Source organism: Anabaena sp. CCY 9910 (genome assembly GCF_963920875.1).
GTDB classification, from domain to species: domain Bacteria; phylum Cyanobacteriota; class Cyanobacteriia; order Cyanobacteriales; family Nostocaceae; genus Trichormus; species Trichormus variabilis.
This window is the reverse complement of record NZ_CAWUDJ010000062.1, coordinates 1-23,902: the sequence shown is the minus strand read 5'-3', so window position 1 is coordinate 23,902 and position 23,902 is coordinate 1. Positions and strand designations below refer to the sequence as shown.

Here is a 23,902-nt window from a genome sequence, read left to right as displayed (position 1 = left end):
CAGTTATCAGTTACCAGTTACCAGTTATCAGTTACCAGTTACCAGTTATCAGTTACCAGTTACCAGTTATCAGTTATCAGTTACCAGTTATCAGTTACCAGTTACCAGTTACGAGTTCTGCTCACTGGTCACTGTTCACTGTTAAATCTACAATTGCTTGACCCTTCAACCTTTTACCATGCCTAAACCTTAATAAATATGTTTGATGAAAGACATTTACAACTAACTTCTGCTTACGCTTATAGTAGTAAGTATTTTATCCGTACTGTCATTTATCCTTTAGCCAAATATATTGATAAATATCTTCAGCAGAAAGCTAAAGAGTCTATCAATAAAAAGTTATATTGGGAGACTGGTAAACAAACTTATGCTATGAGTCAAGATGGCAAGGGTGGCTGGAAATGGGAAAAGTATGATCCAACAGCTAACAAGTTTGTATCTCCACCTATAGACGAACAGCAACATACCGCTTCAACACTTGCGGAAGCTGTATCTCACGACCTAAATAAAACTGCTTCATCCTCCACTGTGATAGATAACAATACAATTGATTCTATTACTCAACCGATAAAATCTCAAACTGAAGAAATCAATTCTCTTGCCAAATCTTCAGGTCTAAAAATTCAAACTGATAATCAAACCTTTGTTACCCATCTCAAAACTAATGGCAAAATTGGCTTTTCACTAATTGATGAGCAAACTAACAAGATAGTTGCTGACCAAGAGTTTATTACCCAACTGCAAACAGATGTTAATAAATATTTATCCGAATGTTTTCAAGCATTAGCAATTAATCCAAAAACCTTAAACGAAGATATTTATAATTCTTTAAAAGATTGTTTAACTAGCTTTTTATCACCCCAGACACCAACTATTGCCAACAAAGACAATCAAATTGAAAATAGCGAGGTGAACCAATTAAAAAAAGACATTACTCAAGATATTCCCCAGTCCCCCGAACATATAGATCCACCGCATTGGCAAGAACTAGTAGTCGGTAGTGCGATCGCTCCTGCTATTGCCTCCATGAATTTTGAATCTTTGCACTTTAATCAGGCAAGAGGAGTACATGAAGCGTGGGATTTATTGATGACCAGCGACAAGATACCACGTACAAATACGGGTAGAGTTTCTGGGGGGATATTAAAAGCATATTCCTATTTAGACAATACAGATGGCTGGTGGTGTAATGCTGGCATAGATCCCAGGCATTTTCAAAATTTAACCCCCGGTGAAACTGCCAACACTAAAGAATGGGGGTGTTATAAACCAGATAAGCCAAGACCGAAAACCGAGAAAAAAGATGGGTTAAGTCTAGTGGTTCCGGGTAAATTCACCAAATATGAACATCCACTAGGCACTGAAAAAAGTATTTTTTTGTTAGATGTCCCAGACAAGATTGCCCAAAATATTTACTCAAAGGCTGGAGTAAACCCCACAGATAGCGAGCGCACAAATGGATTTTGGTATTGCGTATGGAAACATAATATTCCTGTCACAATTACTGAGGGTGCAAAGAAAGCGGCTAGTCTGTTAAGCCAAGGTCATGCTGCCATTGGGTTAGCGGGAATTAACGGCGGCTACTATAAAACTAAGAAACTGGAAAATCCCATTGACAATGAAATTAAACCCAATGTTACTGAATCCGATGCTGTAATTGAATTACTGGAAATTGAGTCCGACAAAGTTGAGGTGGTTGATGAAAATCAAGCAGACAACGCTCAACCTCAAGCTCATCCTACTCACTTTTTGCATCCTGAGTTAGCAGTTTTTGCCACAAAGGGGCGAGACTTCAAAATCTGCTTTGACTTTGACACTAAACCTGAAACCAAAAGAAATGTTGATGCTGCCACCTTACGTACTGGACAATTACTAGAGGCGACTGGTGGCAAGGTGAGTGTCATTTCTCTACCAGGGCCAGATAAAGGTGTAGATGATTTTATTGTCGAGAGAGGGCGTGAAGCTTTTGACCAATTGCTTGCCCAATCCTTACCCTTAGAACAATGGAATGATAAGTGCCATCTAGAATTACGCTCAACTATCAAGCTCAAAGATGGCACAACCAAGACCGTAGGGGATAAAAATCAGACTGTGGCAATCTCACAGGATAATGTCGCCCTCCAAACACCAATTAACCAATCTCCGCAAGAAAATTTAATTGCTCAAATACTTTCGGAGCCTGTTGATCTACCAGCACAACAAAATAAATCTCCTGATGAAAGTCCCAAAATACCTGCATCTGAATTCAATATTTCGCCATGTAATTTTCAAATTGAAACTTCTTCACCGTCTGCCGAATCTAGTCAATTACAACATCAATCTACCCAGAAAAATACTCATCCTTCATCACTAGCTCAATCAAAACAACAGCAATCTAACAACAATGCTGCCCCTCACTCTCAACAACAGCAATCTCCACCATCTAATACTACAAATATGCACTCTTCATCAACCAATTCCACAACCCAAAACCAACAAATCCCTCAGCAACAAGAAACTGATGATCAGCGAAGTTGGTTTCCTTGGAAGAGAAAACCAATTATGGAAACTCCTCTTCCAGAAATTCCTCATTGGGCTAAAACACAGGACGTTACTCTTTATAAACAAAACTTCCAACGACGAAAACTCCACCATCAAGAGAATCAAGCGATCGCAACTGTAGCTGTGGCGCTCGTCAAGAAATACGGTGTCAAAAACAACGAATCGGGCAAAGAGCTAACTTATGTTGCTGATGCTTTCGTTATTCAAAAAAAAGGGGAAGATTACACTATTTCCCGTCGCCACGATGGTAAGGAGTTGATGAGCTTCATGGCGGATCGTTGGGGTGGAGTGAACAGAGTCAATCTAGGTCAAGACTTTAATACCAAAAATTACCCCATTAATATCCTACCTATTGAAAGACAAGAATTTTTATTAGTTGCTGACCACCTCAAAGGGGGTAAAGAATTACCATCACTTGATGATGACCCACGCAAGCTTGCTTCTGTCTTGAGTTCGGTTTCACCTAGCGGCACACACAATATTTTAGAAAATTTTAAGCAATCCCAACTGTTGCAAATCATGATGGGAACTATCCGCAATTTTGAGAAAGACGACTTAACTTTAGCTAATTACCGCATTCTTTTTCGGCAAGGCACAGGCGGAAAATCTACACTACAGTTATTCAAAGCTGAACAAAATGGTCAGATTACAAGGGAAGCTGTTCGGTTTGAATTTGAGCGTACTCCAACTGGTATGGCTCATCAAGTTAAAAAAATGGCCATCAATGAAGCTGACTTAGAAAAGTTGGGTTTGATGGCACAGAAACTACATATTAATTACAAAACATTGTTTGGCGACCCCAATACTAGCCGTGACATTGATTTGCCTGTTCACCCTGCCATTAAGAGTCAATTAGATAAATTAATACCCCCTCAACCTCAAGATCATCCCTCTCCCACCTCTGCATCAGTTGATTCTTTAATATCAACCAAGCAAGAGAGCAGGGGGAGAGGAGAAGCAGGGGAAGAAATAAGAGCAGGGGGGGAATTTACTAACATTTCCTCTCCAGCTTCCCCTGCCTCCCTTGCCTCCCTTGCCTCCCCTGCTTCCCCAGCCTCCCCTGATGCGGATCAGTCTTTATCGGATTTGCTCTCCAAACTAGAAAAAACTGGTAAACTTACTATTGGCGAACAACGTCAGATTTACCATGAACTACTTATCAAAAGTCAGCTTCAACAAGAAAATAATGGTACAACTGATATTTCCCTTCCTCCCATCAACATGGTTCTTGACGATTTAATTAAACAGCGTCAGCTTCTTATTAACGATACTTATTCTGCCAAAGTTGAAGTTGTTTCCCAACAATCTCCACCACAACACACTCCACAACAATCTGTAGCGACTAATTCACCAGAATTAGAATTTTAATTAACCGTTGTTCACCACATTTATGCCTAGCTTAGTATCGTCTTCAATCACTATCATCAACCGCGACAGTGGACTTTCTGACAACCAACTTGCCTATAGACTAGCGCTGATGATGGAAAAATATCCCCCCTCGCCGTCAATAACCCCAACCCCCGCACTGGACACCACAGAGCGCGAGAGTATTATGGCCGAGATGAGAAATACTCTATCTCTTACGCAAAATGCTCAAAGTGCTGAAGATTACAGGCAAAGTCTTAAGGAAAAATACCTTAAAGAGTACGCCCAAAAATTTGGCTTAAATAAACCTGAACAAACAACTGATATATCCAAATCCACAAGAGTTGAAAATTTAATAGCCCAGAAGAAAAAGACTTTCTTACAGGAGATATTACAGTCTAAAGAACGCAAGTTACCTTTTGTTGATCACCAAACATCTACACCAAAGCAAAGCGAAAATCATGAGGTTGCTAAAAAATCTCTTATTCCCGCATTGATGAATATTCTCATGACCAAAGGACAAGACACTATTGGCGGCCGCATTTATGAGGGGATCTCTTATCGACTAAATCTCATGATGAGAGAAGGGATGCAACGTCTGACTGTTTGGCGTAAAAGTGATAATCAAACGGCTTTTAGCGCTTATAAAGTTGATAGCAAGGAAGAATACAACGTTGTACACAATAACCTTTCACCGCAAGAAACACAAAAGCTGATCAATTTCGATATGAGACAGCAGCAGCAACAAAAGTCACCACCACAGCAACAACAAAACGACCACTCTTCTGACGGCCCAGAGTTGGAATAAACTACTGAAAATAACCTATAAACAACCCCAGGAAATACACACTTATCAAGACATAACGCTTTGTTACACGCTCAAATTGTGACCAGGGCGAGATAATGACAGCTAATACTATATAAAATAGAGCTTGTAGAAAATCATTGTGTCCCAGTTTGATGATTGCTGCTATCATCAAAGCCACAAAAATTAGAAACTCCACTGCTGTTTCAATCCTGTCCCACAGTTTCACATCATATAGGTAACGCATCTTGTCTCCTGGGTGATTTAGGGGGCATCGTACCATCAACCCCATATATCCCGTCATCTTTGTAAGGAAATATGATGGTGAATTTCGTTCCTTGTTTGACTACCGAATCTACTCTCATACTCAATCCATGAGCATGAGCCACGCATAAGGCGATGTACAGTCCAAGCCCCATCCCTGATTGATGTAATAAATTGCTATTTGGCGATGGCGTTCCGCCCACCGTAGGTGATCGCCATAGTGGAATAAATATATTTGATAGTTGGTCTGTAGCAATTCCTATACCCGTGTCTTCAATTTCGATCACTAAATCATCTTCTTGATTAAGCAGTCTTAAAAAGATATCTCCTCGTCTAGTGTACTTAATAGCATTTGTCACTATATTACATAGCATTCTGTCAATACTTATACTGTCACCCCGTACTTGCGTTCCATGCTTGTATGATGATTGCGTTTCATAGTGCATTTTCAACGAATGATACTGCGCTATTGGCTGGAATAAAGAAGAAGTTTTTTGTAAAAAACTCAACATATCAAATTGGGCTAACGCGACTGGTTTCACTTCCCCAGAGACTTTGTTAGCTTCAAGCAAATTCATACCCCGGTCATTAGTATCTCGTAAGGCCAAGAGAAATGGTCTGATTTCTTCTAGAGAGTATCCATAAGCACCATCAATTAACTGATTTGCAATCAACGATATTCCTTTCAACGAATTTGACACATCGTGCAGTAAAGCTAATATATCCAACTGTTTGCTTAAAACTTCCTGTTGCATAACTATACTACCAGCGAAAGATTGTTATTTTTGCTACTTTTATGACTGAATGCTAATTCAGTCTAGAAATTTTAGAATCTTTTTATTTTACCCATCAAAAAAATTCATCCAATCCAGTTTTAATCCTAAAAACCTTTCTTCTTCTATTTACCAAGAATTTTTCTTACTTGCTTATATTTTATATTTACATACACAAAAAGTAAAATACTTTACCTCAATAACCATGTTATAAATATTTAAGTATCTTACAGTCGAAGTAATTAAAACCCTATATGATTCGATTAGTAATTATTGAGGATGAGGAATTAATCCGACTAGGAATAACTACTGCTATCAATCAACAACCAGATATGCAAATGGTAGGAATTGCTCGGACTGGTCATCAAGGCATTAAACTCGTTGAGGAATTAGCTCCTGATGTAGTTTTAGTCGATATTGGCTTGCCTGACATCTCTGGGGTTGAAGTCATTAAGCAAATCAAAGCCAATACAAGCAACATTAAGATTGTTGTTCTTTCTTCTTATTATGCTCAAAGTATTGTCCAGTCTGCTTTAAATGTGGGGGCTGATTCTTACATTCTTAAGAAGAATAATGTTCCTCTGATCTTAGAGTCCATTAAAACTACCTTCTACGATTGCAAGTCTTTTTTAGACCCTGATATTAGCCGACATAATTTTTTTTTCCAACAGAAAATTAAGGGGAAGACTTACCAAGATCATCTTAGTACCACTGAGATGCAAATTATTTCTTTGATGGCGGCTGGTTTTTCTAATAAGCATATTGCCGAGCAGTTATTCATTACTCAAAGCACTGTCAAAGGGCATATAAACAAGATTTTTGCTAAGTTAGATGTTGCCGATCGCGTCAATGCTCTGATTGTAGCCAGTAAACTTGGCTACATCGAACAGGATTACCTCAAGGTCAGTTAATTACTCATCTATTTCAATCAAGCAATAGCCTTTGATTTTACCCTGCTGTGTTTGGCAAGCTTTAATTAATGCTTGATTTTTCAAGATTATTTCATACATCTGTTGACCCTCTTGGGACTTTGCCCATTGGAGAATCTTGAGATCATTACGTGATACTACTACTGACTGATTTGTTCCTAAGTTGGAAACAACATTCCATGTTGTCAATGAACCTAACAAGGTACTGCCAGCCGCCACTAATCCACACACAAGAGATACTGTCCCTAACCTCCAGCCTCCCTGCACTTTTATATCTGTATTGCTGCTAGGCTTAATGTTTTTCATCTCATCCCGTACTGCACTAGAGACAACTTTATAGTGCATTTTTTCGGCTGATTGAGTTGTTTTTTCCAGTTTTTGATCTATCATTACCGCCCAAGCGTCTATCATTGCCTCCGTTCTTGCCTGGAGGTCTATCATCGTTTCTTCATATCTACCTAACGTCGCCATCATCCTGAACATTGGATCATCTGGCGTAATTCCTAATTGATATGCGCCTTCAACTATACGTTCTTGTTCTGCAAAGGAATAGCCCTGTAATATGTCTTGTTGCGTCATTAATCTAATCCTAAATAACTAATAGCCAAGTTGTCCTTTATCACTGAAATCTGAAATTTTTTTATCCATTGATAAATGAAGCTTCTCAAAAATAAAATTAGTGAAATATCGTGACAACATTCCGAATAAGGTTTCACTAATTTATCCATCATTTGATAATGATTTCGGTGTAGCGATAGTAACTCTATTTCTGTTCCTCCTATTATTGATAGTTTTTTTTGTATTTTTTCATCGTACTCTCTAAATTCTGGAGAGAAATGATAATTCTTAACTACTACATAATTAGCATTATTACTCGCTATTTCTATAATTTGATTTAAGTAATTTAGGCAATTATTCCTATGAGATATTGGTTGCAGAAATGTTAGCTTCCAGCCAAACCTAACTACTACCTCAAATAAACTAATGCTTTCAATATACTGACGAATTTTTTCGATATACTGTCCAGGCATATCAATAATAATTATATCTAGCCGAGTATTATTTAATTCATCTATTATTTGGTCAGTCTCATCATTTAATAAATTAAAATACTCAATTGGCACTAGATTTTCATAAGCCTTAAATATACCAAAAGTATCTTGGCTGTAAACCTTAGTCCGTTTTCCTTTCAGCATCAGCATTTCTAGCAATAATTTGATAACTGTAGACTTCCCTACTCGTGCATCTCCTACGGTTATAATCATTCGTTTTGATGACATTTTTATTTTCTACTTCTCATATCAACATGAATCAGAAGTTAGCTTAATAAATTAAACTAACTTCTGATTCTTATTTCTACTCAGATAAAAACTTTTCTATACCAAACAAATTCTTAATTGGTTTTATCTGCCCTTGAAAATTGTTCAGCCAGCTTAATACTCTACCATATATAGACGGATATTCATCTTGTTCGAGTCCTTGCCTAAATGTCATATTATTCACATCTAAATAGTCGTAAGATTTTTTCGCTAGTTTTGGCATATTTATGTTTGTGAATTTATGCCCTTTGGCTTTTACCTTTGTTTCCATTTCTTTTACTTCTTCTGATTTATCATAAAAAGTAAATTGTTCTGTCTCTCCATAAAACAAATTTTTGACTATCACATAATCAACATTATCACCGCAGAAACTATACAATTCCAATAATTGATTTATACAATCAATTATTGTACTTATCACTACTACTATAGTTACCTGCATTTTACATTTATCATTCACTACACCTAAAAAACCCATCTCTTTTATCAAATTCTCTAATGTAGGCAAAAATTGTGATGGGGTTTCTAACAGTATTAAAGATTGCTCTTTCAGTGCTTTTCCATCTCCTTTAGACTTGGGATACACTATCTGTTTTAAATTATCTAGAAAATCATCTAATTTATCTGAGTTAGATATATCTAAAGGATAGATATCAGCCTTTTTTCCATAAAATCTTATCAAGTGGGGATTAGAATTATCCGCATCTAATCCGACAAACCCTACTGCATTATCCATGTAAATTTGTGCCAAGCCTCTTGCAAATGTTGACTTGCCAACACCCCCTTTATCTCCTGTTACCATTACTAATCTCCTTAATTGTTCTGGATTAGTATTTTTATCGTCATTCCCCTTATTACCTGTAGATGCTGGATTTTTAGGCTTTACTGACTCTATGGTTTTTTCTGTGGGATCGTCGGATGCTGTAACATCTGCTTTTGTACCATTAGCTCTTTGCTCTACTGGCTTATTTGGTGTTATATTTTCTGCTCCTGGAGCCTCTGGTGTTGTATTAATAGGAGTATTCTCTGTTGCAGGATTTCCAGTATTTTGCTTATTCTCGTGAAATGTGTGAATAGTTGTCATTTGCTTTTTTCCTTTTTATTGACTAATTGTTTTACAGGTAATCTGCTTGAAATATCGGTCGGATTGTCGTTCTCACCCAATGCAAGAATTTATTGATCAAGTCCGCTTCTACAATCCCTTTCAAGCTATTTATGGCTGTGAAATTTAACGTTTTTACTTTTACTACCTCTTGCTCCATAACTACATAACGTTCTTGAGGGTTGATATTTATCGGTACTACCTTTTCATTATTTAGTTTTGCTGCAACTACACTGAACACATCTTCAGCAAATATCTCTATCCCTAATGGGGTAGAAATTATTCGCACCGTTCTACCTAAAGGGTGGTCAAATTCCCAATATGTCCATACTCTTCCCATTTTTAGATTTTTTCTTTACACTCACCCTATCTATGCCATATTCGATTCCATAAAATAAAGCTATTCAAGTACTGTTTTTTTCAGTACTGTAGTTTCTTGACTTTTAAAAAATACGTTATAAAATTACAAGTTCTGCTTTTATATCCTGAAAATTTGAATGTAGCTAAAAAACTGTTAAAACCTGGTTGTATATTTAGAGCAAGTATGTATAATACTTGCAGCTCGTAGTCTAAAAGAAGGGTGTGGGAGTTTGGGGTGTAGGGTTGGCGTAGCCTCTCGTAGAGAAGACAGTTTTGGAAGGGGCTTGTATCCCCCACAAACACAATTACCCTAAAGGGCAGGGCTTGTATTCCACTGGTTGTTCGATGCTCTTTTTCACTACACCCTAAACCCTGGTTTGATCAAATAGTTTCACGAAGTAGATATTTGCTTAAACAAAGAAATTGCCAATTAATTTTCATAATCAATTGTTGGAGTATTCATGAATAAAGTAGGTTTGTTTACATCTCTTGCTTTGATAGGTTTAGGATTAGGGGCTTGTCTGTCTGATGCGGATAAGGTTGCTCAAGCTGAAAATGAACTAAGACAAGCTTATGCTGCAACAACTAATGAGCAAAGCCCTAGAGATAAACAGGTGGAGGAATATGTAGGGAGTACACCTGATTTGCACAGAGTCAGTTGGAAAGTCTGTGGTGATGGCAAACTTAGCGTCACAATGAATGAGAAGATCAATCAAGGTTGCAATGAAACTCGCAACGAACCAGCTAAGGGGTTTTTTCAACCTGCTTATGTCTGGGGGCCAGTTAAAGAGGTGAGATTTGTAAATAAACGACACTTTACTCCAAGTCTTCAAATTGTAGGATTGTTTGCCAAATCCAGAGGGTGCGTTAGCTTAGGTGAACCAGGAGCGGAAAATTTTTATAGAGTGGCTGAATTTTCGCTAGAGAAAAATGCCAATCTACCAAAAGAGGCAAGAACTGAGGTAATTACGAAACAAGAAAAACAAGAAATACTAAGTGCGGTAATAGGGAATGCTGAATCGGAGTTAACCTCTATCAGAAATTTTGGCGTATCATCCAATGGACTACTACCTACGGGGTCAACTTGTCCAACATTAGGCGAGTGGGAAAAAGGATTCTAGTCTAGTAAGCTCTAGACTCTTCTGCTCCCCCCCGGTCGAGCCAGGGCGAAAATCAAGAACACAATCACAAAGCAACTAATAATCCTTTTGAACATCTGGCAAGATTTTCATGTGTATCATTGTCGATGATCATTATTAAGTTGGTGACTTGATTTTAGAATACTCCTTTAGACAGACAGATTGACGGTGCAGAGCGGACACAGCGTAGCTGACTGCACTAGAATGTGCTAGATGCGCTTTAAGGTTGCATCGGCAAAACATCCTCACTTAGCAGCGAGTAAAATTCCGACACAGACGTTTCGAGCGATCGCAATTCAACCGCCGCGACTTTTTCTAACTCCAGCACGACCAGCCAACGCAAATCCGTACCCCAGCGTCGGAGAATGCCTTTGACCGCTTCCAGTCCTTGGATAATGCTAGAACGCAGCATCTCCACGCAGTGAAGTACGGTGGTTCTGTCAGGTGCTGAATCCTCAGATATCCTCTGGTTCCCTAACTCCCGTGCCGTAGTTCTCCCCTCTCTAGAAGGGGAATTTCCTATACCATTTATGGGGGGGGTGAATACCGAAGAGGCTGAGGAGCCGGGGGCAGGGGGCAGAGGGAAAGAGATTGTACTTTCCTTGCAACTATTTAATTCTAAGTCTTGAGTTTTAGGGATAAAATTCTCCCCCATTCTCCCTGCTCCCTGCCCCCATGCCTCTTGTTGTGCTTGATTTTCCGCACGTTTGGCTTGTCGATGGGTAATAACTTGTTGTGCAAACTCCAGTTCTTTCTTAGATAAAGAAAACAGTTTCACCTGTTGACCCCGTGGCCCTTGCTTGCGATAAGTCAGCTTCAGTCCCAGTTGATCCAATAAAACCCCCAACAGCCAGATTGGTTGACAGTTGGGGGGAATGGTGAAGCCAAGGATGGCTTTGATATGAGCAGCGCAATCAAGGGCGATCGCCGACATATTTAATAGATGTGTGTCGTCCGCCCGAACTTCCTCACCAGCGACGAGTCGAGTGAGAATGTGGTGCAGCCCCAGGTTAAAACGTGCCAGCCATCGCGCCGAGTAGTTACCCCAGTCCATGCAGAATGGTAATTTGTCTCGTTCGGCTCTATCTTTATTAGTGACAAGATCAGGTGGTATAGGGTACTGTTTACCGTTATCATCAATGGTTGAATCTGGTGGTGAAAGGATGGCTTCGAGGGCAGCGATCGCTCCTATCAATCGACCACCGTTATCTTGTTCAACCAACTCCGGTGTTACTTCCATCCCGTAAGAATCATGAATGCGGAATTTCTCACACTCATAGATTTCTTCGGGTGAGAGATAGTCTTTAGTTTGACGAGCGCGGTATTCACTTTTGGAAATGTTGTTGGCCTTGGCGACAGCATGATGATGAGCCGAGTCGAGAGCGTCAGATGCCGTCTTCAACAATTCCCAAGCTGGGGCATCAAGCTCGTCACCCACTGGTACAATTTGATTGCCCATCTGCTTCAACAATTCGCGTAAGTCGGTGCGTAAGTTATTAATCGACTGATGACGAGCAGATTTGATTTTGCAGTAAGCCTCAAGCGCCCAGTCTTTTTCAGCCCCGCGCTTACCTGTTTCTCGGTCAATCCGCAGTAAGAAAGCCGTAATCTCGTTTGTTTGTAGCAGCCGTTCTTTAATCTTAGTCGGGTTGGTGTCGAGATAACCAAAGGGAGGCTTGGGGGCCACCCAAACGTGCATGGGGACATTAGGACGATACCGCCACAATTGTTGAGCGCATTCGGTGGCTGTCTGCGAAACCCCGTGAAATACACCAAACACTGCGTCAAAGTGATACTGCGAGATGTCAACCCCAGTCCCCAGGCTAGGGGATGTAAGTAATACATCTATATTTTTGATGGCGTTGGTGATGTCTTTGATGAAGGCTACATTTTCCTCGCTGCCTGAATTATCAGAATGAATTGACCAAACTCGTAAATTGCTTCGGCGTTGAGGTGGTGGAGAATTAGATATTGGGTTAATGTCAACCCCAGGACTCGCATCGGACTCTACCACAGTTTGTAAAGTCAATAGTGACTTTTCAAGTTTCTTAATAAATCGTTTAGAGTCAGAAACTACCATAACTTTCTGCCCTGTCATTACTGCCGCGCTTATTTTGGCCACCAGGGCTGAGGAATTATCGCCTTCGTACCAGTAAATTGTGCGATCGCCGTTTTGCCATTGGTTTTCCACAATATATGGTTGTTCACCAACAGGGCGCATGGCGCGAAAAAAGTCGATGGTAATATCATCTAAATGCGCGTCAGCAATGATGACTAAAGGGCAATTGTAGACAATATACTGTAGAACCTCTAAAATTTCTGCACGATGTTCTTTGCAAGTCTTACTTAGTAATAGGTGCGTGAGATACTGGCAAGCCTCATCGATGAAGACGCACCCATAGGTTAGGGCTTCGGTATTTAATTTATAAAGGCTATCAATGGTAATGGACAGAGCAATAGCCTTAGCCATACCAACATGACCAACTTCAGAATACATGAGAGTTTTCAAGCGCTGGGCTAAATTTTTGAGTAAATTGACCCGATGCCCATTGTTGAGAAATCGTTGCTCAGGGTAAATCTCGCGCCACCAAGCCATCAACTCGGTTTTGCCTGTTCCCATACCGCTTTTCAAACCAACTAATCCTGATTTTGGTAACAGTAATCTCCGGTTTTTACCAACAGGAGCGTTAGTTTGAGTTTCGGTTTGCGTTTGTGGGGGAGATTGAGGTAGTGTTTTGAGTTTTGTCTGGGGAGTTTGGGGGAAAAGTTCTAGTAATAGCTGCTGTAAACCATCCTCATCAGGAGTAATATTGTTTTGTTTAAGCTGGACAAGACTTTCAACTGGCGGCGGTTGTGCATTAGGTTCATCCTCAACTACAAGTGCTTGAGTTAAGTAGCGTTCATTCACAATCAAATCTGGTTTGTACTTCCTTAGCCCCCGATGCTTGACTAAAAATGATTGCTGGTAGTCATTGAGCGATAGTGCATCCAGAGCGATCGCCGTCAGCAATGCGTTAGCATCTTCCCCCCTTGCCACCACGAAATCATCAACCCCTTTTTCTGGCCCTGGCAGTTGCACTACCTCGCACAAACAACCAGCCGCTTGAATTGCCTGACCCGTGCGAACTGTAGCTTGATAAACTGACCAACGGGTTTTTAGCTTTGTCTCGTAGTCGAAAAGGATTTGAAACTTTCTCCCAGGCTGCGCTAGTGGTAGCAAGTCTGGGTGTAGTCTCTCATCGAAATCCCTACGTCCTACTCGTCCGTTCCAAATACCGGGGAGTGCGATCGCTACAAACCCCAGACTCAACAAACAGGCTGCTTTCTTCTCACCTTCGCAAAGTATGACGGGAATTTGCGGGTTAGCGATTACCCACTCCCAGAATATCAGTGCACGGAGTTTATCTTGTAATCGCCTTGTTAGGGATGAGTGGTATCGCTTGATGTTGTACCTTCGTGCTACCAACCCCCAAATGTAATCCGGTACATCAAAGTAAGTTACTCGGTTGGCAACTTTCGGTGGAGACTCGTACTTAACTGGCTTGCCTTTTTCCCAATCAATGCGGGGGTTGGTTGGTTTAAAGCGCCCCCACTCCATCTGTTGCCAGTCATTGTACGGGTCTAGCCCGGATATCCATATCCCCCCGGCTAATAGGTGCAGATATGCTTTCAAAAATCCATCTGTCACTCTCCCGGCATTTTTACGGGGGATAGCAGGAGAAGTGAACAGATATTCGTAAACTGTTTCACCTTCTATATGTGAAAAGTTGCGCTCAATCAACGATGGGTGAATGACGCTGCCCACCGCTAACTCATGATACTCGGCGGCGGTGAGATTATTGGGGTATTCTATTGTGTCTTTTAACAACACCTGATCCCCAACACCCGACTGTGGGTATTGGTTATTTTTCACGGTAGATCCTCCGATAACTTGGTTTTCAAGTTTCAGAGAGAGTTGATTTCAATTCGCTGCTTTTCGCCTTGGGGCGTTAGCCCCGTTCCATTGGCGCAGCCTCTGTCTGCGACACGCTACGCAAACGTAGAGAAGCTCCAAATTGCGTAGCAAGAACCCGTAGGGCGATGCGAATTGATGATGCTGCTTTACAAAAATTTACTAAAAAAAATATAAAATTTTTCACCAATTCACCAAAAAAAGATCAGCAAAACCTGTCCTTACCTTCCCCTTTTTGGCTATAATTGGCAAAGCAAAGCAGCGTGGCATCTTTTTGACAAGTCAGTGGTTTCAAGTCGCCAAACTTTAAACCCCACTTTCTTCGTCAGTCCGAGATCAACCTCGCTCTGAAGTTATTCAATTGTCCGGATTCCAGGCAAAGCTCTACTCCTTAGTAGGTTTTGCCTACATTTTTATGTGTTCTCTGCTTTTCTCCTATTTACGTAATATTGACAAGCTTGATCTTACAAAACTTCGGGTCTTTTCGCATCTGGTAAAGTCTGATTCTTTAGTAAATTACCTCCTGTTGTGTTAACTTTGATAAAATTACCCTATTGAGTAAGGGTTTTTCTCAAGCCAACCCTGGTAGATTAACATGATGTAAGGATTGACGCGGGAAAACTTATTGATTAGGTTCATTCAACACGAACCTATAATTACTTAACTGATGATTTGAAGAGCAAGCGCCATCAAATGCTTTTGATAATTGCCCTTTGAGTTGGACAGTAGTACATAAGCAATGAACTTTAATGTGCTGCCATCTAGTGTATAGAAGTGCATCTGTAAGAGTTTAATGAGCATGAATATTTTTTTGAGTGGTGGTGGAATAGGGGGTGAACTGCTCAGAGGGATGTACTAAACCTGCTGGATCTGTATTAATATATTTTTTAACGACTGGTTGCAGAGTAAAAGTAATTTCTTTAGTAGTATTATCTTTTCCACTTTCAATTAATGATAATCTTTCAAGTTTTTCTAAATCTGTTATCAATTCTGATGTTGACACTGGTAAATTAGGGAGTTGTCTTAATTGAGTTAATAATTTAGCAAAACTGATTGGCTGAGATGTTAAGACTAACTCCTCGGTTATGCAGATCATAATCCGGCGTTGAAGATCACTTAAGACCTGACCGAACATTTCATTAAGCATCGTCTGAAGTTGAAGGCTAATAAGAGTAGTTTTATTCTCTAGAAACTTGAGAGTGCTACCAGCAAAGAAACGTTCAATTCGGCTAACTACATTTTTCAACTCTAAAGGGTTTCCCCAATAAGTATTGATTAGAGATTGATAATTTTCTTCCTGTTGTAATCCTAAATCTGATAAAAGTTGTGTCGCTGCATCTATATCTAGTCCATTAACTTTAAAAACTTTAATAGTAGATGGATTATTTTTGATGAGAATGTTTAACTCATCAGGTAAAAATCGAGTAGTTAAAAGTAAGCAACTAGGAGAAGCTTCATCAATTAAACGATTTAAAAAAATGCTATATTCGAGACGTTGTGTAAAATTACTTCTTTGAAACAAAGCTTCAAAACCATCAAGCACTAACAAACAGGGACAAGATTGCAATTGTTGAATTAATATTGAAATCAAGTTATGTGTAGAACTAGATAAGGGTAATTCAGGAACTAAAGATGGTTGAATCAGAGCAATTAGCTCATGCGTTAACTCTGGAAGTGAAGGAATATGAGATAGTGATTTCCAAATTAAAGCATCGAATTGCCGTCGAGGTTTCTTGCTTAATTCTACTATTAATTTAGTCGCTAAGGAGGATTTTCCGACTCCAGCTACCCCTAGAAGTGTTATGCAACGATGCTTAAAAATCAATTCTTTAAGAAGGTTGAGTTCATGTATTCGTCCATAAAAGTTAGAGATTTCGGGTAGTTGCCCTCTAATGATTAAAGATGAATTATCACTAGAGGATAAAGCTAGATATGGCTCAAAAGGAGATTGGATATGATACTTTTGGTTAAGTTCTTCTAATATTTGCCGCAGTTTTTTCTTTCCTACCCGATCGCCATTGCCAATAGTTTCAGAAAGAGTATCCCATAACAGAGGAGCTACACACCTCTGCAAATAGTTCACAGTATAATTTGAGTTGTGGGCTATCTCCTCATAATCTAAATTATTGAGCGCTCCCCGCATCACAACTAGTTCAGCGTCAGTTAAATATTTGCCTCTTTTGGCAAACACCAAGTCATTTACCACTAATAAGCAGAACTCAAAAGCCTCCGGTACGGAAAATAAGGAATTATGAAAATTTTGTTTTTCCAAAGTCCTAGAACAAGAGGCCGGCAAATGACTAGTTTCATTGGAGTCAGTAAGTATACTCATAGAGTGCCTTTGACATACAAGTACTGGTGTTAGGCGTAGCTCAACTTGACAATAATCATACTAGATTTTTCGGACTATGTTCCCGTGGATTTAAAAAGTATGGTGATAGTTGGCTGATTTTATGAAGAGAAATTTTCTACTATCTCAACTAGCAACTATTACTCTGAAAAAAGAATAATAAGTAATGTAGAGGAAGTAAAAAATAAAAATATTTGTTCTATATAGACCAGCGACAATAATGCTGAAAATTTATTCTTTACCAACAGATAAATAAATGATTAGTTTTTGTTTATAAAAACCTTGAGTTATATTAGATATTGAAATCAAATAAATTTAGCAAGACCATACTTTAGTAAAAGTATGGCGGGTACTAAAAAGCTTAAAGTCTTGCTGTGTCTAAATTTTGAATCATAAAAACGGCTATTATACCCCATACTTTAAGAGTAATATACGAAAATTTAACCTTAAAAATGTAAAAAATAGCGTAGATTGAGAGAGATACAGAAACTATCTATACTCAAGAGCTTTGCACATAAAGTAAAATGCCAAATTTGTATCTAGAATTATATTGACGATAAGATACAAAACTTTATATTTAATCGGAAAAGTTATTAAAGACTGGGCAAAATGTCAGTTTATTGCATAAACCCCCTATGTGAACAACGAAAAAATCCGGACAATGCAGAAGTCTGTCTTGCCTGTGGAACTCCACTTATAATTAATAACCGCATCCGTCTACTAAAACCATTAAGAGAATTAAGCTTCGATCCCCAGAACTACTTTGAGGTGTTTGAAGTGGAGGATAGGTGGACTCAAGAGTATCCTGCTCATCAACGGCGAGTGATGAAAGTTTTAAAATGGAACTCTTATAAATATAGAGAATTGATTGAGCAAGAATTTCTAACTTTACAGTTAATTAAGTATCCAAACATACCTAAATGTAACATAAATGATTTTTTTACATTCACGCCGCATAATAGTCCACTAGAGTTACGTTGTTTGTTGATGGATAAAATTGAAGGCGAGAATTTAGATGATTGGATAAAGAGCCACGATAAGATTACACAAAATCTTGCTTGGGAATGGACTAAACAATTAGTAGAAATTCTTGATGTCATACATCATAATGAATTTTTTCATAGAGATGTAAAACCAGCTAACATCATTCTGCAACCAAATGGACAATTAGCCTTAGTTGATTTTGGGACAGCTCGGCGTATTACAGATACTTACTTAGCGAAAATTAGTGCCAGTGGAGGAACAGAGACAACTATGGGGAACTACGAAATTACAACTGTAATTTCACCTTTATACAGTCCATTAGAACAAATTAACGGTAGAGCAGTGCCTCAGTCGGATTTTTATGCGCTAGGTCGAACTATTGTCCGCTTGGTTACTGGGGTGTCCTTGTTGCAATTGCCAACTGATCAAAAAACGGGCAAACTAATCTGGAGAAATAAAGCGCCTCAAATTGATCAGCCTTTTGCAGATTTTTTGGATGAGTTAATGTCACCTCTACCGGGAAAACGTCCACAAAGCACTAAAATTATTTTAGAAAGATTGGAAAATCTGCCTTGGCATTCTCAAGTTCATCGAATAATTAGTTCACATATATTTAAAATTAGTATAGTTAGTATATTTTTATTAGTTAGTTTAGCTTCATACATATTTTCACGACCTGTAATAGCAGAAAGTTTTTTAAACCAAGGAAAAAAAGCTTTAGAACAGAATCAGCTTGATGAGGCTCAAAACAAATTTCAGCAAGCAGTTAAAATCAAACCTGATATAGCAAAACAAGTATCAAATTTTTATCTAGAGCAAGGGATTAGACGTGATATTTCTCCCCAAAGAGCTAGACAATATTATGAGTTATCTATTAAATACAATCCTCAGAATGATAGCGCGTATAATAACTTAGCGTTAATATGTCAGCAACTACAAGACATTGAATGTGTAAATAACAGTTATGAAGAAGTCTTTAAACTCAAACCGAATAAATGGGAATCTCATTATGGATTAGGTAGTTTTTATGACGACTTGGGCAAATATGATTTAGCAGAACAACAATATAATCTAGCTATAAAAAGTAGTGATCTAGCATTAGATGCTGTAAGTAATTTAGCACGGATAAAGGTTATACAGGGACAATATCAAGCTGCTATTAATATAGTCAATAAGGGATTACAAAAAGCTGAAGAACCTGAATTAAAAGCAGCACTATATAAAACTCTAGGTTGGGCGAAGTATGAAGAAAAAAAGTATGTAGAAGCTGAAAAAAATTTAGAAAAAGCCCAAAGTTTGGATTTACAAAGAGTAGATACGTATTGCCTGTTAGCCAAAACACAAGAGGCTTTAGGAAAGTTTGAAAGTGCTAGAGTTTGGTGGGAACCATGTTTGCTAATAAATACAAACTTGCCCGAAGTAGTACAGTGGCGAGTAGAAATATTGCAAAGAATCCAACTTCCAAGAAATTAAAAAATAAATTTTCTTGATAAAATCATCTAAAATTTTTTCAACGTATTTGTTATAAGATTATGAAAATAAAGAGTTTCAATTTATTCTCATTAATTACATTGCTAACTTTATTCTTCAGCAATCACGAAAGTTGGGGAAAAACTATTTTAAAACAGGCTAGGAACGATTGTGCTAAACCAATTGGGCGAATTGTTGAAGCAGGCAAAGGAAGATTAGTTTGTCAAAATGAAAAAATTACTTTAGAAAATGAATCTTTATTTATATGTTACTCCGACCCAAAAATGTTGAAGCTGCAACCAGGAGTTTACATAATAAATTCAATGTGCAAAGGAACTCAGGCAAGCCGGAAATGTACTTTACTAACTCCCGATGCTTGTCCAAATCGTAAAGGGCCAAATCGAATAGAAAACGCACCCAATATTATTCAGCCTTACGGTAAAATGTTAATCAACCGTCGCCCTTTGATATCATGGACTGCTGTACCAGGAGCAACTAGTTACATTGTAGAAGTTTCTGGTGGAGGAGTGAAGTGGCAAAAGCAAGTAGTTGGCACAACACTATCTTACCCTCAAGACCAACAAGAATTGTCCTATAGCAGTGCAAATAAAATTATAGTGATTGCCAATAAAGGGGATACCCCCATCATTGATGCTAATTTGGTAGTGCATTTGTTGCCTGAGCAATCAGCTCAACAAATTAATCAAGCTGCTGAAACAATTCAAAGTTTGGGATTATCTGCTGATGAAACAGCCTACATTGACTTAGATGCAATCTATATGTCCCAGAGACTGCTCAACGACACCATCAAGACATTAGAGACACGAGTTGTCGCAGGCAGTTTTAATCCTAGCCTTTACCGCATCTTAGGCGATCGCTATGTAGAGGTATGGATGCCTCAAGAAGCAAAAACGGCATACACCAAAGCACTTCAACTAGCTAGGTTCCAAAAAAAACCTAGTGAAGTGGAGTTGGTGCAACAACGTTTGTCGGCCTTAGCTCAAAGCCAACTGCCAACCAGAACAAATCCGGCCCAGTAATAAGGGTGCTGATATTGAGGATGAGAAAGTAAGCTTAGTTGTGCTTGTCGTAGAGCTTCGGCTTTAGAGAGGTTGTTGTTTAAACCTTTATAAAATTGCTCAACAAGCATAGCGGTAGATTCAGTATCTACTAACCACAAAGAAGCAAGTGTAGTTCTTGCGCCAGCTTGCGCGGCTACCCCAGCGATGCCTAAAGTAGAGCGTTTGTTACCTTTAGCAGTTTGGCAGGCGCTGAGAACTAATAACTCAATAGGGTCTTGATTATTTTGGACTTTCAACCAGCCATCAAATTCTCGAATGTTAATGGGTTTGTCCCAAGCTAAAAGTACTGTTCGTTCAGGGTCAGAACTAAACTGACCGTGAGTAGTCACATGAACAATAGGAAATTTAGCCGTTTTCAATTCTTGTTGAAAATTGTCACTAGTAAATTGTTCATTTAGTAACTTAATTGATCCTCTAGTCTGTTGTTTAACATCAACTACTTCTTTTTCTACTTCTGGTAAAGGTTTTAATCCTGGAGGGGCGTTTTTTGAATGGAAACTAGGACTAGATTGAGAAAGCCCAGCAATGAGAGCATTTAGCTGTTCTTTGAGCAAAGCTTTGGGTGGTCGGATTCGAGAACCTAATGTGGTTGTAATACTATAATTTTTAAACAAGTAATCTCTCCCATCGTGAAGTAGACTCATCGGAATACTTTGGAAAGAATTATCAAGAGTAAAAAGCAGTGTTCCAGATGATGGTAAATATTTTTTAATGGGTGCAATTAGTTCTTGATACAATATCTGCGAATGAGTAATAATTACAGATTTCTCGATATCAGCAAATTCTTCATCTTGTAAAGTATTTAAAAAATCTTCAAGATTAGTTCTGATGCTTTTGGCATTGACTGAGTGGTGATGTAATGATTGATTTGGTGAGCGAACAATTACTTCTATACTGTCACCCAAGTCTATAATATTAATTACTGTCGGCTTATTTTTTAGATTAGCAATACTATTTATAGGTATAAATTCCAGCTTGCCACATTTTAAGTAATTTTCTAACTCTGCCAATTGCAGTTGTTCGTAAACTTGAATTGCTTTATCTAGTTGAAGATGAGAACTGCTAATTAGTAAGCGTATATAATCTCGATAGATAGGTTCGACTTTTTCATAAAATGAAAATTGTAAATCTAAGTTATTTGTGGAAAGGTTATCTCTAACTTTAGTTAAATTTTCAATAGCTGCTTCATAAAATGTAATAGCTTCTTGATTCTTTCCTTGTTGTTTATACAATTTACCTAATTGTTGTTGCCATCTATAGGCAATATCCCAGGCTTGGATCGATTGAGCTATACTTAGCGCTTCACTTAAATAAGTATGAGCTTTTTCTAGCTGTAGCTCTCCTAAAATACCACTACTATACGAGATTAATCTTTTATTATTTATACTATTGGCTTTTTGTAAACTTGCTAATGTATATTTTATAGCTAATGAATTTAGTGTTTTATCAGGAATTTGATTCAAACTTTTAGCAAAATTTAATTGAGAATAAATCGATTCATTTATTGGGACTTCTTCAAACAGATAAGAATTATTTAATAAAATATTGACTGTCTCTTGAACTTGCTGCTCATTTTTTAGGGAAGGGTTTTGAGATTTAGTATTATTTAGCCACTGCTCATAATCTAATAACAAGCTTAACTTTTGTACGAGTGACTGTAACTTGATAGAAGAAGTTATATTCTTCTGGCTAAGAATTTGTTGATATATCTCAATCGCTTCTAATGCTTTTTGTTGGCTTAAGTTGGATATCTTTTGGCGGAATGCGGGTTCTTCTACTTGCAGATATTTATCTTTGAAGAATTTATAAGCATAAAATTTAGTATTGCCTAAGCTTAATAATACTGAACTAGTATTGAAACTAGGCTGTTTTTCAGAGAGCATAAGAGTTTTGCTGAATACTGCTTCTGATTCAGTAAGTTTTCCTAATTTACGCAGTGCATTACCTAAATTTTGTAATGCCAACAAATCAAGTGATGAGACTGTTTTTTTGTCAAATAGCTCTAACAGTTTTGTAGTTTCATTCGGTGGTGTCGGAGAGGTACAAATTCCAGAGGCAGAATTTAGTTTCAATGCCTCTATCAGTACATTGCAAGCACGAGGGGTTAAACCTAATGTTTGCAATGCGATACTTTGATTGATCAGACTGCCTTTTATTCCCTGTTCATCTTGAAGCCGTCGATAAATTTGCGTTGCTTGCTGCCAAGACTGTAATGCTTGTGATGCCTGTCCTTGATTTAACTGTTTTTGTCCTTGTTGGATCAGTGATTGCGCTTGCTGTAATTTTTCAGCATTCGCTTGAGCCATCAATGATGTTGGCTCACTGATGGCTAACAAACAACTCACTGTCACCATGAGCAGGTACTTGAGCAATTGTTGATTTTTCATCAGACCTTGGGTTTTGGTTGATAATTACAAGAACTTGCAGATTGATTTGCATTGGCACTTAACCGATTTGCTTGGGCAGTTAATGTGATTGAGCCATCTGAATTTCTTACCCATCCTTGCACTTCTATGATTTCATTATCTACTGTTGGTTCGATGTAAGAGATGTTCTCAGTCGAGTTTGCTTGCCAAGTAGATTCAACATCGGGTAATTGTTCTGAACTTGCTGGTAATCCTCCTGTACCAGTCATGATAAATTCATTATTTCCTTTTGTATTTGACCTTCCTTGGCAGGTGGAAACAATCTGCGGTGACTCTTGAAATCCCTGTGATTTAACTGGAGTTTGGGCTAAAAAGACATTTGCATTGATGTCAACTGTTCCGTCAATACCTCTTTGTGATTTGGAGTTTACTTGAGTATTAGGTGAAAGAAAAACGCCTTGACCATTAATTTGAATATTGCCACCTCTACCCTCGAAGGCATTAGCTACGATTTGGTTATTGTTTGAACCTACCAAAATGCCTGTGTTAATTCTAATGTTACCGCCGTTGCCCATGCCTCCAGCCGTTGTTGTAATCCTGCTATTATTTAAAAATAAATTTCTAGAATTGAGAATAATATTGCCACCTTCTCCAATCGTAGTAGTGGCGTTAACTTCTCCTTGAGAGTTAATGTTTATAGTGTTCGCACTAATCCTAATATTTCCTGCATCATTGATACCTTCATTTCTCGCATTAATCAGCCCACCATTACTTATATTTATAGTATTTGTATTTAAAAATATATTGCCTGCCTGACCAATAAGTAAAGGAGGTTGTCGATACAATAATTTTTGCAAATTCGGATCGATTAAAAGAAAATTTGATGAATTAATAAAACTTGGTGAGTTTGAATTAAGATTCGTACCTACTACATTTATTGAATTACTTGAGTTAATGGAAATATTACCAGCCTTTCCCGCAGATAGTGTGCTACTACTTATACCTCCTCCGTTGCTAATAATTAAATTTAAAGTGTTTATATCTATGCAGAAATGTTGAATGTCGTAATAAAACTTTACATATTTAGATATGGTAGTGTTA

Annotated in this window: 15 protein-coding genes and 1 pseudogene; 6 read left to right on the top strand and 10 right to left on the bottom strand. The window is 38.3% G+C overall.

Features of this window, described 5'->3' with window-relative positions; genetic code table 11:
* The first annotated feature begins 198 nt into the window (after window positions 1-198).
* Window positions 199-3,909 carry a DUF3854 domain-containing protein gene (locus tag ACM5QX_RS27090; RefSeq protein ID WP_414756336.1) on the top strand — a complete coding sequence of 1,237 codons (3,711 nt, stop codon included), beginning with the start codon at window positions 199-201 and terminating at the stop codon, window positions 3,907-3,909.
* Between the two features lie 22 nt (window positions 3,910-3,931).
* Window positions 3,932-4,714, top strand: a complete 783-nt coding sequence (locus ACM5QX_RS27085; protein WP_414756335.1) for a hypothetical protein — start codon at window positions 3,932-3,934, stop codon at window positions 4,712-4,714.
* 1 nt (window position 4,715) lies between these two features.
* On the opposite strand, the gene ACM5QX_RS27080 is transcribed toward ACM5QX_RS27085, so the two are convergent.
* Together ACM5QX_RS27080 and ACM5QX_RS27075 are read right to left on the bottom strand one after the other, a co-directional pair.
* Window positions 4,716-4,958 (bottom strand): hypothetical protein, encoded by a 243-nt coding sequence (locus ACM5QX_RS27080; protein ID WP_010999772.1) that lies wholly within the window; start codon window positions 4,956-4,958, stop codon window positions 4,716-4,718.
* Window positions 4,942-5,730, bottom strand: a complete 789-nt coding sequence (locus tag ACM5QX_RS27075; RefSeq protein ID WP_414756334.1) for a sensor histidine kinase — start codon at window positions 5,728-5,730, stop codon at window positions 4,942-4,944. The genes ACM5QX_RS27080 and ACM5QX_RS27075 overlap by 17 nt, the downstream gene beginning before the upstream one ends.
* A 272-nt stretch (window positions 5,731-6,002) precedes the next feature.
* Between ACM5QX_RS27075 and ACM5QX_RS27070 the strand changes: the two genes are divergently transcribed.
* Entirely contained in the window at window positions 6,003-6,659 is a 657-nt protein-coding gene (locus ACM5QX_RS27070) for a response regulator (protein WP_414756333.1), read from the top strand.
* On the opposite strand, the gene ACM5QX_RS27065 is transcribed toward ACM5QX_RS27070, so the two are convergent.
* The 4 genes from ACM5QX_RS27065 to ACM5QX_RS27050 form a co-directional block, all read right to left on the bottom strand.
* Window positions 6,660-7,256: a DUF6753 family protein gene (locus ACM5QX_RS27065; RefSeq protein WP_414756332.1), complete on the bottom strand. Its 597-nt coding sequence runs from the start codon at window positions 7,254-7,256 to the stop codon at window positions 6,660-6,662.
* Complete coding sequence (locus ACM5QX_RS27060) at window positions 7,256-7,957, bottom strand: hypothetical protein (RefSeq protein WP_414756331.1); 702 nt, start codon at window positions 7,955-7,957, stop codon at window positions 7,256-7,258. Before ACM5QX_RS27060 ends, ACM5QX_RS27065 begins: the two co-directional genes overlap by 1 nt.
* Window positions 7,958-8,033: 76 nt before the next feature.
* Window positions 8,034-9,080 (bottom strand): hypothetical protein, encoded by a 1,047-nt coding sequence (locus ACM5QX_RS27055; protein WP_414756330.1) that lies wholly within the window; start codon window positions 9,078-9,080, stop codon window positions 8,034-8,036.
* Window positions 9,081-9,111: 31 nt separating this feature from the next.
* The gene (locus tag ACM5QX_RS27050; protein WP_414756329.1) at window positions 9,112-9,438 is read right to left on the bottom strand and encodes a hypothetical protein; all 327 of its coding nucleotides are present in this window, start codon (window positions 9,436-9,438) and stop codon (window positions 9,112-9,114) included.
* 481 nt (window positions 9,439-9,919) lie between these two features.
* Here ACM5QX_RS27050 and ACM5QX_RS27045 point away from each other — a divergent pair, with 481 nt between their 5' ends.
* Window positions 9,920-10,579, top strand: coding sequence for a hypothetical protein (locus tag ACM5QX_RS27045; RefSeq protein ID WP_414756328.1), 660 nt, complete (start codon window positions 9,920-9,922; stop codon window positions 10,577-10,579).
* Window positions 10,580-10,817: 238 nt separating this feature from the next.
* On the opposite strand, the gene ACM5QX_RS27040 is transcribed toward ACM5QX_RS27045, so the two are convergent.
* Together ACM5QX_RS27040 and ACM5QX_RS27035 are read right to left on the bottom strand one after the other, a co-directional pair.
* Window positions 10,818-14,510 (bottom strand): plasmid replication protein, CyRepA1 family, encoded by a 3,693-nt coding sequence (locus ACM5QX_RS27040; RefSeq protein WP_414756327.1) that lies wholly within the window; start codon window positions 14,508-14,510, stop codon window positions 10,818-10,820.
* An 829-nt stretch (window positions 14,511-15,339) separates the two neighbouring features.
* Window positions 15,340-16,881, bottom strand: a complete 1,542-nt coding sequence (locus tag ACM5QX_RS27035) for an NACHT domain-containing protein (protein ID WP_414756326.1) — start codon at window positions 16,879-16,881, stop codon at window positions 15,340-15,342.
* Window positions 16,882-17,508: 627 nt separating this feature from the next.
* Between ACM5QX_RS27035 and ACM5QX_RS27030 the strand changes: the two genes are divergently transcribed.
* A complete protein-coding gene (locus ACM5QX_RS27030) occupies window positions 17,509-19,356 on the top strand; it encodes a protein kinase domain-containing protein (RefSeq protein ID WP_414756325.1) in 1,848 nt (615 codons plus the stop codon).
* A gap of 59 nt (window positions 19,357-19,415) precedes the next feature.
* Window positions 19,416-20,393, top strand: coding sequence for a hypothetical protein (locus ACM5QX_RS27025; protein WP_414756324.1), 978 nt, complete (start codon window positions 19,416-19,418; stop codon window positions 20,391-20,393).
* On the opposite strand, the gene ACM5QX_RS27020 is transcribed toward ACM5QX_RS27025, so the two are convergent.
* A complete protein-coding gene (locus tag ACM5QX_RS27020; protein ID WP_414756323.1) occupies window positions 20,354-22,822 on the bottom strand; it encodes a CHAT domain-containing protein in 2,469 nt (822 codons plus the stop codon). The genes ACM5QX_RS27025 and ACM5QX_RS27020 overlap by 40 nt on opposite strands.
* A pseudogene (locus tag ACM5QX_RS27015) lies at window positions 22,822-23,902 on the bottom strand (filamentous hemagglutinin); the annotation flags it as partial. The gene ACM5QX_RS27020 and the pseudogene ACM5QX_RS27015, both read right to left, overlap by 1 nt.

What these genes read in the sequence shown, in the direction of transcription:
- ACM5QX_RS27020 (WP_414756323.1), bottom strand. Translation starts at nt 22,822, where the DNA reads ATGAAAAATCAACAATTGCTCAAGTACCTGCTCATGGTGACAGTGAGT.
- ACM5QX_RS27045 (WP_414756328.1), top strand. Translation starts at nt 9,920, where the DNA reads ATGAATAAAGTAGGTTTGTTTACATCTCTTGCTTTGATAGGTTTAGGA.
- ACM5QX_RS27035 (WP_414756326.1), bottom strand. Translation starts at nt 16,881, where the DNA reads ATGAGTATACTTACTGACTCCAATGAAACTAGTCATTTGCCGGCCTCT.
- ACM5QX_RS27070 (WP_414756333.1), top strand. Translation starts at nt 6,003, where the DNA reads ATGATTCGATTAGTAATTATTGAGGATGAGGAATTAATCCGACTAGGA.
- ACM5QX_RS27055 (WP_414756330.1), bottom strand. Translation starts at nt 9,080, where the DNA reads ATGACAACTATTCACACATTTCACGAGAATAAGCAAAATACTGGAAAT.
- ACM5QX_RS27065 (WP_414756332.1), bottom strand. Translation starts at nt 7,256, where the DNA reads ATGACGCAACAAGACATATTACAGGGCTATTCCTTTGCAGAACAAGAA.
- ACM5QX_RS27075 (WP_414756334.1), bottom strand. Translation starts at nt 5,730, where the DNA reads ATGCAACAGGAAGTTTTAAGCAAACAGTTGGATATATTAGCTTTACTG.
- ACM5QX_RS27060 (WP_414756331.1), bottom strand. Translation starts at nt 7,957, where the DNA reads ATGTCATCAAAACGAATGATTATAACCGTAGGAGATGCACGAGTAGGG.
- ACM5QX_RS27030 (WP_414756325.1), top strand. Translation starts at nt 17,509, where the DNA reads ATGTCAGTTTATTGCATAAACCCCCTATGTGAACAACGAAAAAATCCG.
- ACM5QX_RS27050 (WP_414756329.1), bottom strand. Translation starts at nt 9,438, where the DNA reads ATGGGAAGAGTATGGACATATTGGGAATTTGACCACCCTTTAGGTAGA.
- ACM5QX_RS27025 (WP_414756324.1), top strand. Translation starts at nt 19,416, where the DNA reads ATGAAAATAAAGAGTTTCAATTTATTCTCATTAATTACATTGCTAACT.
- ACM5QX_RS27080 (WP_010999772.1), bottom strand. Translation starts at nt 4,958, where the DNA reads ATGCGTTACCTATATGATGTGAAACTGTGGGACAGGATTGAAACAGCA.
- ACM5QX_RS27085 (WP_414756335.1), top strand. Translation starts at nt 3,932, where the DNA reads ATGCCTAGCTTAGTATCGTCTTCAATCACTATCATCAACCGCGACAGT.
- ACM5QX_RS27090 (WP_414756336.1), top strand. Translation starts at nt 199, where the DNA reads ATGTTTGATGAAAGACATTTACAACTAACTTCTGCTTACGCTTATAGT.